At 54.5% G+C, this 14384-nt stretch carries 10 protein-coding genes and 1 pseudogene; 2 read left to right on the plus strand and 9 right to left on the minus strand.

Annotated elements, in window-relative coordinates; translation table 11 throughout:
• Nucleotides 1–271 (plus strand): annotated as a pseudogene (locus tag FD744_RS25615) (IS4 family transposase); the annotation flags it as partial.
• A gap of 36 nt (nt 272–307) precedes the next feature.
• On the opposite strand, the gene apaH reads toward FD744_RS25615, so the two are convergent.
• Genes apaH through lptD form a run of 6 tightly spaced genes read right to left on the minus strand, consistent with a single transcriptional unit; the run spans nt 308 to nt 7138 of the window.
• Nucleotides 308–1177 carry a bis(5'-nucleosyl)-tetraphosphatase (symmetrical) ApaH gene (gene apaH, locus FD744_RS16215; RefSeq protein WP_160868724.1) on the minus strand — a complete coding sequence of 290 codons (870 nt, stop codon included), beginning with the start codon at nt 1175–1177 and terminating at the stop codon, nt 308–310.
• Nucleotides 1178–1228: 51 nt separating this feature from the next.
• Nucleotides 1229–1606 carry a Co2+/Mg2+ efflux protein ApaG gene (gene apaG, locus FD744_RS16220; RefSeq protein ID WP_034826077.1) on the minus strand — a complete coding sequence of 126 codons (378 nt, stop codon included), beginning with the start codon at nt 1604–1606 and terminating at the stop codon, nt 1229–1231.
• A gap of 4 nt (nt 1607–1610) precedes the next feature.
• Entirely contained in the window at nt 1611–2435 is an 825-nt protein-coding gene (gene rsmA, locus FD744_RS16225; protein WP_034826076.1) for a 16S rRNA (adenine(1518)-N(6)/adenine(1519)-N(6))-dimethyltransferase RsmA, read from the minus strand.
• Entirely contained in the window at nt 2428–3420 is a 993-nt protein-coding gene (gene pdxA, locus FD744_RS16230; RefSeq protein WP_160868725.1) for a 4-hydroxythreonine-4-phosphate dehydrogenase PdxA, read from the minus strand. The genes rsmA and pdxA overlap by 8 nt, the downstream gene beginning before the upstream one ends.
• Nucleotides 3410–4705 (minus strand): peptidylprolyl isomerase SurA, encoded by a 1296-nt coding sequence (gene surA / locus FD744_RS16235; RefSeq protein WP_160868726.1) that lies wholly within the window; start codon nt 4703–4705, stop codon nt 3410–3412. Before surA ends, pdxA begins: the two co-directional genes overlap by 11 nt.
• Nucleotides 4706–4759: 54 nt before the next feature.
• Complete coding sequence (gene lptD, locus FD744_RS16240; RefSeq protein ID WP_160868727.1) at nt 4760–7138, minus strand: LPS assembly protein LptD; 2379 nt, start codon at nt 7136–7138, stop codon at nt 4760–4762.
• A 181-nt stretch (nt 7139–7319) separates the two neighbouring features.
• Between lptD and djlA the strand changes: the two genes are divergently transcribed.
• On the plus strand, nt 7320–8132 hold the full coding sequence (gene djlA, locus FD744_RS16245) for a co-chaperone DjlA (protein WP_034826068.1): 813 nt from the start codon (nt 7320–7322) through the stop codon (nt 8130–8132).
• Between the two features lie 67 nt (nt 8133–8199).
• Here the strand turns inward: djlA and rluA are convergent, their stop codons facing one another.
• From rluA to polB, 3 genes are all read right to left on the minus strand, one after another.
• Nucleotides 8200–8859: a bifunctional tRNA pseudouridine(32) synthase/23S rRNA pseudouridine(746) synthase RluA gene (gene rluA / locus FD744_RS16250; RefSeq protein WP_160868728.1), complete on the minus strand. Its 660-nt coding sequence runs from the start codon at nt 8857–8859 to the stop codon at nt 8200–8202.
• Nucleotides 8860–8879: 20 nt separating this feature from the next.
• On the minus strand, nt 8880–11786 hold the full coding sequence (rapA, locus tag FD744_RS16255) for an RNA polymerase-associated protein RapA (protein WP_160868729.1): 2907 nt from the start codon (nt 11784–11786) through the stop codon (nt 8880–8882).
• 152 nt (nt 11787–11938) lie between these two features.
• On the minus strand, nt 11939–14299 hold the full coding sequence (polB, locus tag FD744_RS16260) for a DNA polymerase II (protein WP_160868730.1): 2361 nt from the start codon (nt 14297–14299) through the stop codon (nt 11939–11941).
• Nucleotides 14300–14384: the final 85 nt, after the last annotated feature.

A 14384-nucleotide genomic window follows, 5' to 3' on the forward strand; every position in this document is an offset into this window, starting at 1 on the left:
TAACCTTCTGAGGTTCATGATGGCGCAGATGGCGTACAGCCTGAAAGGCGTGGAACCTTATCAGATGAGTTTTAAGCAGTCCGCACTGTATCTGAGAAGTCATCTGAGCCTGCTACCGGGCATCTCACCGGGAAAAATACCGCGGATAATGGAAGAGATAATGGCGATGGCTCCAGGGCTGGTGCTGCCGGAAAGAAGAGTGCGGCATTACCCAAGGGCGGTAAAAAAGAGGCCACAACGTTATCCGTTGCGGCCTCCATTAAGATCTTAACTGACAAGCATTACCGCACGTTGCGGGGCTTTTTGTTTATGACATATCGCTCAATGGCGGATGTACGCTGGCGGCACTCTCTGCCATCGCCTTTTCACGGTTAGAAGCCTGCACATAATAGCGTTGCGATTCCCAATGCAGCAGCGTCAGCGTGCCGCCCCAGCAGCAACCGGTATCCAGGCCGATAATGTGCTCAGGCGTCCCCTTGCCCTCCAGTGAAGCCCAGTGACCAAACACCTGCGTGTAGTCACTGCTGATCTTGCCGGGAACAAGGAACCAGGGTTTCAGCGGCGGTGGAGCAGAGTTGGGGGCTTCTTTGCAGATCATATCCAACTGACCGTTGGGGAAGCAGAAGCGCATACGCGTCAGGGCATTGGTACTGAAGCGCAGACGCGCCAAGCCGCTCAATTCCGGCGTCCAGTTGTTTGGCATGTCGCCGTACATCGTATCCAGGAACAGCGGATAGGTGTCGCTGGCCAATACGGCTTCAACTTCACGTGCACAGAGTTTTGCCGTGTCGAGATCCCATTGCGGCGTGATCCCTGCGTGAGCCATCAACAACTTTTTCTCTTCATCCACTTGTAGCAGCGGCTGGCGACGTAACCAGTTGATCAGCTCATCCGCGTCCTGCGCCTCTAACAATGGCGTCAGACGATCTTTAGGTTTGTTACGGCTGATGCCCGCATAAACCGCCAGCAGATGCAGATCGTGATTGCCAAGCACCAGTCGTACGCAATCTCCCAGCGATTTCACATAGCGCAGCACATCCAGCGAACCCGGGCCACGCGCCACTAAGTCGCCGGTTAGCCAAAGCTCGTCTTGCTGCGGATCGAAATCAACCTGCGCCAGCAGCGCACGTAGCTCGTCATAACAGCCGTGAATATCGCCAATCAGGTATGTACTCATTACGTCAGTCCGATCAAAACGCGCCGCCCGGACTGGCCGGGCGGAGGGGGATTAATGTATGTGGGTTTGCACGGCGAGTCGGAACACCGGAATGTCGACGTGAAACTCTTCACCTTCATCGTCGATCATCACATAGTGACCTTGCATGGTGCCCATAGGGGTTTCCAGAATCGCACCGCTGGTGTACTGATACTCACCGCCAGCGGCAATGTGCGGTTGCTCGCCAACCACACCTTCCCCCTGAACTTCAGTCTCACGACCGTTGCCATTGGTGATAAGCCAGTAGCGACTATGCAGTTGAACGCTATTTCGTCCCAGATTACGTATGGTGATGGTGTAGGCAAACACGTAACGATCCTCGTCGGGCAAGGATTGTGATTCCACATATTGACTCAATACATGAATACAGACGCGGGCCAGTTCACTCATACACTTATTTCTCCGGGGTTTCAGCCTGATGATTGCCCAGCCAGTTCGCCAATTGGCAATACTGCGCCACGGTGACATTCTCAGCACGCAGCGAGGCATCAATGTTCAGTTCATCCAACGCACCCGCAGTAAACATATGTGCAAGGCTGTTACGCAGGGTTTTACGGCGTTGACCAAAGGCTTCAGTGGTGATGCGGCTCAGCAGGCGAATATCGCTCACCGGATAAGGTGGTTCTGGGTAAGGCATCAAACGCACCACGGCGGAGTCAACTTTTGGCGCAGGCGTGAAGGATTCGGGTGGAACTTCCAGCACCGGAATCACCTGGCAATAGTACTGTGCCATCACGCTAAGACGGCCATAGGCTTTGCTGCCTGGCCCGGCAACCAGACGGTTGACCACTTCTTTTTGCAGCATAAAGTGCATGTCTTTAATCGAACCAGTATAGCTGAAAAGGTGGAACATCAGCGGGGTCGAAATATTGTACGGCAAGTTGCCAAAGACGCGCAGTGGCTGACCTTTCTCTTGCGCCAGCGCCGAGAAATCGAAGGTCATGGCATCTTGCTGGTAAATGGTCAGCTTCGGTCCGAGGAACGGATGGGTCTGCAAACGTGCAGCCAGATCGCGGTCCAGCTCAACAACGGTCAGTTCATCGAGGCGTTCGCCCACCGGTTCAGTTAAGGCACCCAGGCCGGGACCAATCTCCACAATCGCTTCTCCCTTCTGCGGGTGAATAGCGGAGACAATGCTGTCGATAATGTACTGATCGTTCAGGAAGTTCTGCCCGAAACGTTTACGGGCAAAATGCCCCTGATGGACGCGATTATTCATTACTGCTCTTGATCATAGTGATGGCGAGATTAAGCGCCGTGATAAAGCTGCCCGGTTCCGCCTTGCCCTGGCCGGCTAATTCCAGCGCGGTACCATGGTCGACAGAAGTCCGGATAAAGGGCAGGCCAAGGGTGATATTCACCGCGCGACCAAACCCCTGAAATTTTAGCACCGGTAAGCCCTGATCGTGATACATCGCCAGGACCGCATCGGCATGCTGTAGGTACTTCGGCTGGAACAGCGTATCTGCCGGTAATGGGCCGGTAAGCTGTATACCTTGCTGACGCAGTTCGTCGAGCGCCGGAATGATAGTATCAATTTCTTCACGGCCCATATGGCCGCTTTCGCCCGCGTGCGGATTCAGGCCGCAGACAAAGATATGCGGACGGGGTAAACCGAACTTCTGCTGTAAATCCTGATGCAGAATCGTGATCACCTCATGCAGGCTGTCGCGAGTAATCGCATCAGCGACATCTTTTAACGGCAAATGCGTAGTGGCGAGCGCGACGCGTAACTCTTCGGTGGCCAGCATCATCACCACGCGATCGCCACCGGCACGCTCGGCGAAGAATTCGGTATGACCGGTAAACGGAATGCCGGCGTCATTGATGACGCCTTTGTGCACGGGTCCGGTAATCAACGCAGCAAATTCACCGTTTAGGCAACCGTCGCAGGCACGCGCCAGCGTTTCCAATACGTAATGCCCATTCGCTACGGTTAATTCACCAGGCGTGACCGGCCGCGCGGTATCAACCTGCAGCAGCGTTAACGTACCGGCCTGCTGTGCTTGTGCCGCAACACCCGGTTGGTAATCGCGCAGCGTCAGCGGTAAGCCCAGTTGCTGGGCGCGCTGACGCAGCACATGGCCATCGGCACAGACCACCAGTTCAACTGGCCAGTCGAGCTGAGCCAGTTGAACGGTGAGATCAGGACCAATCCCGGCGGGTTCGCCGGGGGTGATCACGACACGATAATTACTGACCATTGTTGTCCAGAATCTTCACGTAAGCACTGGCGCGTTGTTCCTGCATCCAGGTTTGTGCTTCTTCGGCAAATTTACGGTTAAACAGCAGACGATAAGCACGCTCTTTCTGCGCCGCATCGGTTTTATCAACCTGACGGGTATCCAGTAACTGAATCAGATGCCAGCCGAAGGATGAGTGTACCGGCTCACTGACCTGGCCTTTTTGCAGCTTCAGCAGCGCATCACGGAAGGCAGGATCGTAGATTTCCGGGGTTGCCCAGCCGAGATCACCGCCCTGATTGGCTGAACCCGGATCTTCAGAGAACTGTTTTGCTGCGGCGGCAAAGGTGGTTTTACCACTTTTGATATCTGCAGCAATCTGCTCGATCTTCGCTTGCGCCTGCGCGTCAGTGAGGATCGGAGAAGGCTTCAGCAGAATGTGACGCGCATGCACTTCGGTGACAGAGATGTTTTTGCTCTCACCGCGCAGATCGTTCACTTTCAGAATGTGGAAGCCGACGCCAGAACGGATGGGGCCGACAATGTCACCCTTCTTCGCGGTGCTCAACGCTTGCGAGAACAGGGTAGGCAGCTCTTCAATTTTTGCCCAACCCATGTTGCCGCCTTTCAGCGCTTGCGGATCGGCAGAGTAAGTCACTGCCATTTTGCCGAAATCGGCACCGCTTTTCAGTTGACCCACTAATTGACGCGCCAGCGCTTCCTGATCGTCAACCTGCTGTTGCGTCGGATTTTCTGACAGCGGCAGCAAGATCTGGCTCACGTTCAATTCAGTACCCTGAGTGTTCTGAGAACCAATCTGCGTTGCCAGCGTATCCACTTCCTGCGGCAGGATGGTGACACGGCGGCGCACTTCGTTATTACGCACTTCGGAGATCAGCATTTCCTGACGGATCTGCGCACGGTAAGCGTTGTAGTTCATTCCGTCATAGGCCAGGCGGCTACGCAACTGGTCCATACTCATCTTATTTTGTGCGGCAATATTTTGAATAGCCTGATCTAACTGCTGATCGGTGACCTGCAAGCCGGCTTTCTCGCCCATCTGAAGAATGATGGCATCCATGACCTGACGCTCAAGGATCTGATGACGCAAGGTTTTGTCATCAGGTAACTGTTGATGAGCCTGCTGCGCCTGTGATTTCACGGTGCGCATCATGTTATCAACGTCACTTTCCAGTACCACGCCGTTATTCACGACGGCAGCAACTTTATCAACCTCTTGTGGGGCTGCGAACGCAGTGTTAGCGGTGATCGCTACACCAAGAATCAGCATTCTCCAGTTCTTCATACTTTATCCATTGTTGTTTCCGCACTGCGGGATAGCCTGTCAAACATCACAACATCAGAAAGCGCGCTGGTAAGGGATGATGCCCTGACGCAGCATTTCATTGGTGCCTAAGCCATAGTTAGAACTCAGACCACGTAGCTCAATGTTGAATGAGATTTGGTTGTCGTACTTACTGTCGTTGTTTTCCCAACCGTTGATCTTGCGCTCGTAACCCAGACGAATGGCGTAGCAGCACGAGCTGTACTGCAGGCCTACCAGTTGTTCAGCCGGACGACTGTTGCGGGTATCGTAGTAATAACCGCCGACCAGTGACCAGGCATCAGCAATTGGCCAGCTCGCGGTAGCGCCAACTTGTGAAATCCCGTTTTTGTAGATCGGGTTGGTCACATAACTTGAGTTGTTCAACGCCTGCGCCACGTATTCCGGGCTGCTGTAGCGGTAGCTCAGCTGCACCATACGATCGGCATCCTGACGGTATTCCAGGATGGCGTTGCCTTGTGCAACGTTATCGAGACGGGTGTCGTACTGCAGACCGCCACGCGCCCCCCAGCGATCGCTGATTTTCCAGTAGGTGTCACCCGCCCAAATCAAACTGCCGGTGTCATCTTCTTCACTCGTCTGGTTTACGCCGGTACGAGACGGGGTAAACGAGTAGATTTGACCTACAGAAACGTTAAAACGTTCAACCAGATCGTTATCATAAATTCGCGTGGTCACGCCGGTTGAGAGTTCGTTAGCCGACGCGATACGATCCAGGCCGCTATAGGTACGATCGCGGAACAAGCCGGTGTAGTCAGTTTGCAGCAGCGTTGAGTCGTACGGATAGATATTGCTCTGGTTACGGTACGGGACATAAAGGTACTGCACACGCGGTTCCAGCGTTTGCGTGTAACCTGGTTCCCAGTCCATATCGCGGTCAAATATCAGACGGCCATCCACTTTAAACTGCGGCAGAGTGCGGTTGACGGAGCTATCTAATTGATTACCGTTGCTGGAAATATTAGAGATTTCGTTATTGTTATAACGATCAATATTGTCCTGCTGGTAGTGCGTAGCGAGGAACTTTGCTTCGGTATCCAGGCTGGCCCAGCCATTTGACAGCGGTAAATTTAACGTCGGTTCAATGTGAAGACGCGTTGCTTCAGGCATTTTGCTATTCACGTTGGTGAATTTCACTGCCTGAGCGTAGATGTGGCCATCAAATGGTCCAATATCGTTCTGATAGGCGTTCAGGTCGAGCTGTGGCATGGCACGATAGACGTTGGTCGAATCTGTGTTACCAAACACCTGGAAATCTTTGGTCGACAGCGTGGCGTCCCAGTTTGTGTCCGCGTAGCCAAAGCTGAATTTCTGCGTCGCATAACCGTCAGTAGAGTTGTAATACTTCGAGTCGAGATCGTTGAAGTAATACGGGTCACTTACCTTGGTGTAATTGGCATTGAAGCGCCAGTGCTGCTCATAGACACCAGCATGCTGCCAGTAGAACAGCCAGCGATCTGAGTTATCATTTCCGGCGATGCCACGCACCGCTTTGTCGTTGTCGTATTGCTTATCGGACGGCAGATAATCCAGTTCCATCAAACCGGCACCAAACACGGTCAGATAGCGGAATTCGTTCTGCAATTGCAGACCACGTTTGCTCATGTAATGCGGCGTAATGGTGGCATCGGCCTGTGGCGCGATGTTCCAGTAATACGGCAGCATAAATTCGAAGCCGTTGTTACTACCGTACTTCGCATTCGGGATCAGGAAACCGGAGCGACGGCGATCGCCAATCGGTAACTGCAAATATGGGCTGTAAAACACCGGCACATTGCCGAGTTTAAAGCGGGCGTTCCAGATCTCCGCCACTTCTTCCTGACGGTCCTGGATCACTTCAGAACCGACCACGCTCCAGCTGTTGGAACCCGGTAAACAGGAGGTGAAGCTGCCGTTTTCCAGAATGGTATAACGGTTATTGCCGCGCAGTTTCATCTGGTCGGCAACACCACGGCCCTGACGGCCCACCATCTGGTAATCACCGTTCCACACGTTGGTGTCTTTGGTGTTCAGATTGGACCACGCTTTCGGACCTTTCAGGATGACCTGGTTGTCGTCATAGTGCACATTACCCAGCGCATCCACGGTACGCACTGGCGTGGTCTGTCCATCCTGCTGACGCTGATGCAGTTGCATCTCATCGGCACGTAAGCGGCTGTTGCCCTGCTGCACATCAACATTGCCCGTGAATACCGCGTCATTCGGGTAGTTACCCTTGGCCGAGTCAGAGTTGATGGTGACAGGCAGGGAATTGGTGTCGCCGCTGACCAGCGGACGGTTGTAGCTCGGCACGCCCAGCATACATTGCGACATAAGATCGTCGGCGAATGACTGCTGACTGTAGAGCGCTGCACCAATCATGGTTGCCAGCAGGGTAGGTATCTGTTTTTTCATACGCGGTTCGGGATTTCCATGAGAACGGGCATCATGCCGACAATCGGCTCAGAGACTAACTTACTGCCCGGCGTTGTGCCAGTGTTAATCCTTGTCTGATCGCGTTGCTGTTAGGCACTGAAGTAAATGAAAGGTATGATAATGCAATTTTCAGCCGCAAGCATGGCGAATTGAGGAGTTTATGCGCTACTGGGGAAAAGTTATTGGTCTGGCTCTCGGCTTACTTTCCGGAGCAGGCTTCTGGGGCATTGTACTGGGTCTGATCATTGGTCATATGTTTGACAAAGTGCGCAGCGTAAAAGGACAGGGCTATTTCGCCAATAATCAGGCGCGACAGACGCTGTTTTTCAGTACCACTTTTCAGGTGATGGGCCATTTGACCAAGTCAAAAGGCCGCGTCACCGAGGCAGATATCCAGATTGCTTCCTTATTTATGGATCGTATGCAGCTGCATGGCGATGCCCGCACCGCAGCGCAGCGTGCTTTCCGCGAGGGCAAGCAAAGTGATTATCCGCTGCGTAACAAGTTGCGTGAACTGCGCAGCGCCTGCTTTGGTCGTTTTGATCTGATTCGGATGTTTCTGGAAATTCAGATTCAGGCGGCATTTGCTGACGGTTCACTGCATCCCAATGAACGCCAGGTGCTGTATGTAATCGCGGAAGAGCTGGGCATTTCGCGGGCACAGTTCGATCAGTTCCTTCGCATGATGGAAGGTGGGCAACAATTTGGTGGCGGTGGCTCCTCTTATGGCGGTGCTTATCAACAGGCGAAACGCGGACCGACGCTGGATGACGCCTGTAGTGTGCTGGGGGTAAAAAGCAGCGATGACAGCACCACCATTAAACGCGCTTACCGTAAGCTGATGAGTGAGCATCATCCGGACAAACTGGTGGCGAAAGGGTTACCGCCAGAAATGATGGAGATGGCGAAGCAGAAAGCGCAGGAGATTCAGGCGGCTTACGATTTGATTCGTAAGGAGAAAGGATTTAAATAGCCTGGAACGTTGAGCTTGCATTTGAAAGGGCCGTCATGACTGACGGCCCTTTTTTATCGCCAGCAGATTAGAAATCCGCTGGTTGCTTAAACGTCATGCTGTTGCCAAACGCCGGATGGGTAATGGTTAATGACTCCGCGTGCAGTTGCAGACGCGGCGCCATGCTCAGTGCTTCTTCATGGGCATAAAAGCGGTCGCCCAAAATCGGGTGACCCAGCGCCAGTAGATGCACGCGCAGCTGGTGCGAGCGCCCGGTAATCGGTTTAAGCCGCACGCGGGCACTGTGGTTGGCTTCGTACTCCAGCACCTGATATTCCGTCTGCGCCGCTTTGCCGTTCTCGAAGCACACCATTTGCTTAGGGCGATTGGGCCAGTCGCAAATCAGCGGCAGATCGATCAATCCTTCTTCCGCGACTGGATGACCCCAAACGCGCGCCACATAGTACTTTGACGGCTCACGCTCGCGGAACTGTCGCTTCAACTCGCGCTCTGCGGCTTTATTCAGTGCCACCACCATCACCCCGCTGGTGGCCATATCCAGTCGATGCACCGATTCCGCCTGGGGGAAATCACGTTGAATGCGCGTCATCACGCTATCTTTGTGCTCCTCCAGCCGGCCTGGCACCGACAACAATCCGCTTGGCTTATTGACCACCATAATGTGCTCGTCCTGATACAGAATATGTAGCCAGGGTTCGAGCGGCGGATTGTAGGCTTCCATCAACATGTCGTAGCGGCCTTCAGCGATTATTGGTGCGTAACGACGATCAGACGCAGTGCGTCCAGACGCCAGCCCGCATCACCGAGGCTCGCCAATACCTGCTCGCGATTGCTTTCCAGCGCTTCAACCTCATCATCACGGATGTTGGGGTTGACCGCTCGCAGCGCTTCAAGACGTGATAGCTCGGCACTCAGCTTCTCATCCGCCTCGACTTTCGCCGCTGCGATGATCGCCTGTGCTTCCGGAATCACCACTTTTTCGGCCTGGGTCAGAATCTCGTGCACTTCCTGCTGCACTGCGTTAACCAGTTTGCTACCGGTATGACGATTCACGGCGTTTAACTGGCGGTTAAAGCTTTCAAACTCCACTTTGCCTGCCAGGTTGTTGCCCGCACGATCCATCAGCAGACGCACCGGCGTTGGCGGCAGGAAGCGGGTGAGTTGCAGGCTTTTCGGAGCCTGCGCTTCAACCACGTACACCATCTCAACCAGCAGCGTCCCAACCGGCAGCGCTTTGTTCTTCAGCAGTGACAATGCACAGCTGCCGGTATCGCCGGACAGGATCAAATCGAGACCATTACGGATCAGCGGATGTTCCCAGGTGATGAACTGGGTGTCTTCACGCGACAGCGCCTGGTTACGGTTGAAGGTCACGGTGCAGCCATCTTCCGGTAAACCTGGAAAATCCGGCACCAGCATATGATCGGATGGCGTCAGCACGATCAGGCTGTCACTGCGGTCTTCCTGGTTGATGCCGACGATATCGAACAGGTTCAGCGCGAAGTTAACCAGGTCGGTGTCGTTATCCTGTTCGCCGATAGCATTCGCCAGCGCCTGCGCTGCTTCGCCGCCGTTGGAGTTCAGCTCCAGTAAGCGGTCACGACCCTGCTCCAGCTGCGCTTTCAGCGTGTCGTGCTGTTTACGACTCTCTGCAATAAACTCATCCAGCCCCTGTGGATTCTCAGGTGCGGCGAGGTATTCGATTAACTTGCTGTATTCGCTGTCATAAATGGTGCGTCCAGTTGGACAGGTATGCTCAAACGCATCCAGGCCTTCGTGGTACCAGCGCAGCAGCACCGCCTGTGCGGTTTTTTCCAGCCATGGCACCAGGATCTGAATGTCGTGCATTTGGCCGATACGGTCGAGACGGCCAATACGCTGTTCCAGCAGGTCCGGGTTAAACGGCAAATCAAACATCACCAGGCGGCTGGCGAACTGGAAATTACGGCCTTCAGAACCGATCTCCGAGCACAGCAGCACCTGCGCACCTTCTTCTTCTGAAGCGAAAAATGCCGCAGCACGGTCGCGTTCCAGAATGGATAATCCTTCGTGGAACACTGCAGCACGAATACCTTCGCGCTCGCGCAGCACCTGCTCCAGTTGCAGCGCAGTGGCAGCCTGAGCGCAAATCACCAGCACTTTCTCTTTACGGTTGCTGGTCAGGTAGCCCATCAGCCATTCTACGCGCGGGTCGAAGTTCCACCAGGTACCGCTATCACCTTCAAATTCCTGATAAATCTTTTCCGGATACAGCATGTCACGCGCGCGTTCTTCTGCGCTCTTGCGTGTGCCCATAATGCCGGAAACTTTAATCGCGGTTTGATACTGCGCAGGCAGTGGCAAACGAATCTGGTGCAGTTCGCGTTTCGGGAAGCCCTTCACGCCGTTACGGGTGTTACGGAACAGCACGCGGCTGGTGCCGTGGCGGTCCATCAACATCGAGACCAGCTCTTTGCGTGCGTCTTCTTTGCCTTCACGATCGCTGTTCGCCACCTGCAGCAGCGGCTCGATGTCCTGTTCACCGATCAAATCGTTGATCAGGTTCATCTCTTCTTTAGTAATCGCCTGATCGGCCAGCAACGAACTCACCGCATCAGCCACCGGGCGATAGTTCTGCTGCTCAGCCACAAACTGGCTGAAGTCGTGGAAGCGATTCGGATCGAGCAGACGCAAGCGAGCAAAGTGGCTTTCCAGACCCAGCTGTTCCGGCGTTGCCGTCAGCAGCAGCACGCCCGGCGTTTTTTCCGCCAGCTGTTCAATCACCTGATATTCACGGCTTGGCGCATCTTCGCTCCAGGCCAGATGGTGGGCTTCATCGACCACCAGCAGATCCCAGTCGGCATCGGCCAGCAATTCAAGACGCTGCTTGTTACGGCGTACGAAATCCAGTGAACAGATAATCAGCTGTTCGGTTTCGAAGGCGTTATCGCTGTCGTGCTGGGCTTCGGTGTAGCGGTCGTCATCAAACAGGGCAAAGCGCAGGTTGAAGCGGCGCAACATCTCTACCAGCCACTGGTGCTGCAGCGTTTCCGGCACCACGATCAGTACGCGATCGGCACGACCGGCCAGCAGCTGTTGCTGAATAATCATCCCGGCTTCAATGGTTTTACCCAGGCCCACTTCATCCGCCAGCAACACGCGTGGCGCATGACGACGGCCAACATCATGGGCGATATGCAGCTGATGCGGAATCAGGTTGGTGCGCATGCCGCGCAGGCCGCTGATCGGCAGGCGATACTGCTCACTCTGGTATTTACGCGCACGGAAGCGCAGGGAAAAACGGTCCATACGGTCGAGCTGACCGGCGAACAGGCGATCCTGAGGCTTACTGAACACCAGTTTGCTATCCAGCATCACTTCGCGCATCACCACGCCGCTTTCTTCGGTGTCGAGACGCGTGCCGATGTAAGTCATTAATTCGTTATCGTTGCGGACTTCATCGACGCTCATCTGCCAACCTTCGTGGTTGGTGATGGTGTCGCCCGGATTGAAAATCACACGGGTGACGGGAGCATCATTACGGGCATACAGGCGGTTTTCGCCGGTTGCCGGGAACATCATGGTGATCATGCGGGTATCAATCGCCACCACCGTTCCTAATCCCAGTTCACTTTCCGTATCACTAATCCAGCGCTGACCCAGTGTAAAAACCATATATTTTTAGCTCGACTCTCTGACATGCCATAAAGAAGTTCACCTGCACTCAGGCAATACAACACCGCCAAACAAGAGTTTGGTCAGGGTGTCTATGCGGTGAGAAACAGGAAGGGCGCTATGGTACTGGATGGCAGGGCATTCGTCACCTGTCAAAAAAGCCCCAGCTGCCCGGTAATAAGTGTAGCAAAGTCATCGCCGACGAAAGGTAAAATTCCATCTGCCACCGGTTGTAACTGTTTGGTGACATAGTGATCATAGTCGAGCGGCGTGGTGCGCGCTTCCAGCGGTTCCGGGCCAGCGGTCGCCATCACATAGCGAATGGACCCGCCATTTTGATGCTGTAATGGACGCTGTAATTTCCGATTTTGCTCATCGGCGAGGCGAGCAGCGCGTACATGGGGTGGCACGTTTTTTTCATAATCTTTTAACGGGCGGCGCAGGCGCTTTTTGTAGACCAGTAATTCATCCAGTTCGCCCGCCAGCAGCTGCGCCACGGTCTCACGGATATAATCCCGCCATGGCTCACCACGAAAAATTCGGCCATACAGATTTTGCTGGAACTGCTGTGCCAGCGGTGTCCAGTCGGTGCGTACTGACTCCAGCCCTTTAAACACCAGCCGCTCTGTTCCGTCGCTGCGAATCATGCCGGCGTAGCGCTTTTTACTGCCTTGTTCAGCACCGCGAATGGTGGGCATCAGGAAGCGACTGAAATGGGTTTCGTACTCTAATTCCAGTGCGCTCTCCAGCCCGTAAGTCTGCTGCAGATGTTGCTGCCACCACGCATTGACCTGTTTAGCCAGACGATGACCAATGGCGGCGGCCTCCGCCTCGCTGTGTGCGCCTTTGAGCCAGACAAAGGTGGAGTCGGTGTCGCCATAAATCACATCAAACCCTTCGGCCTCAATCAGCTCGCGTGTTTGCTGCATGATGGCGTGGCCACGCAGGGTAATTGAAGACGCAAGACGTGGATCAAAGAAGCGACAGGCGCTGGTACCAAGCACGCCGTAAAAGGCATTCATGATAATTTTCAGCGCCTGTGACAAAGGCTGATTGCCGTTGCGTTTAGCCGCTTCACGCCCTTGCCAAATCTGCTCCACAATCGCTGGCAGGCAATGGGTTTGGCGTGAGAAGCGCGCATTGCGAAACCCGGGAACGGAATCGGCATCGTCTGGATGCGCCAGCCCCTCCACCAAACCGACGGGATCGATCAGAAAGGTGCGAATAATGGAGGGATAAAGGCTTTTATAATCCAGCACCAGCACCGAGTCGTACAGGCCGGGCCGTGAGTCCATCACATAACCACCCGGGCTGGCTTCGGGTGCCACTTCACCAAGGTTAGGTGCCACGAAACCTGCGCGATGCATACGCGGAATATAAAGATGACCAAACGCCGCCACCGAACCGCCGTGACGATCGACCGCCAGGCCATTGACCGTGGCGCGTTCCAGCAGAAACGGCATGATGGCAGTGTGATGGAAAATGCGCGTCACCAGTTCGCAATCTTTCAGGTTGTACTTCGCCAGCGCGGGTTTGTCATGGGCAAAGCGCCAGTTGATCTCTTCCATACGCTGCCACGGGTTATCAATGGCTTTGCCTTCGCCAAGCAACTGACGGGATACAGCTTCGAGACTAAAGGAGGGGAAATCCCAGAAAGCGGACTTCAGCGCTTCAATACCATCAATCACCAACCTTCCTGTGGCTTGTGCGAAGAATACCCCAGGTTTAAAACCGTGCTCACGCCACTCCAGCGCCTGATTGTTACGACCTAAACGCAGCGGGATGCCGTAGCGGTCGGCGTGTTTCTGCAGGACGCGTAAATCGAACTGCACCACGCTCCAGCCGATGATCACATCAGGATCGTGGCGGGCGAACCAGGCATTGAGCTGTTCCAGCAGCTGCGGGCGGCTATCCACATAGATGAGATCGAAATCGAGCGTGCTGGCATCGCCATTGGGTGGACCCAGCATATACACCTGGCGCTGACCGCAGCCCTCCAGCCCGATGCAATACAGCTCACCGTGTTCCGTGGTTTCGATATCCAGCGAAACCCATCTTAGCTGCGGGCGGTAATCTGGATGCGGTTTCAGGCGAGCATTGACCACGCTATCGCCGCGCACCTCGCCGCTGTACCACACTGGCGCAGTGATGAAACGCTCCATCAAATAGCGCTCTGGCGGGCGGATATCGGCCTCATACAGCGCGATGCCATTTTCTCGCAGTCGCTTTTCCAGGTTTTGCAGCTGGCGATGGCTGCGACAATAAAGGCCAAACACCGGACGACGGCGGAAATCTTTCAGCTCGAGCGATTGCACACGAGTATGCCGCTCGTCACGGATCAACGCTTCGGTTTGCTGGCGGAACTCTTCTGGAATGAAAGCCACGGACTCTTGTGCCGGTAGCACCAGCCGCTGCGGACCCTCATCAGTCGCCAGCCACAGCACCACTTCGCTGCCGGTTGGGGTATCTCGCCAGTGGCGGGTAAGCAAAAAACCTGCGCGTGGTTTGGTCACGTGAACTCCAGGAAATGAATTGCCTGAAGTATACCATGGATGTTTATACAGTGCCTGCGCGTGGCGATATTGTCAGCACTCTGTC

It is taken from the genome of Pantoea sp. Taur (assembly GCF_009830025.1).
GTDB lineage: Bacteria > Pseudomonadota > Gammaproteobacteria > Enterobacterales > Enterobacteriaceae > Pantoea > Pantoea communis.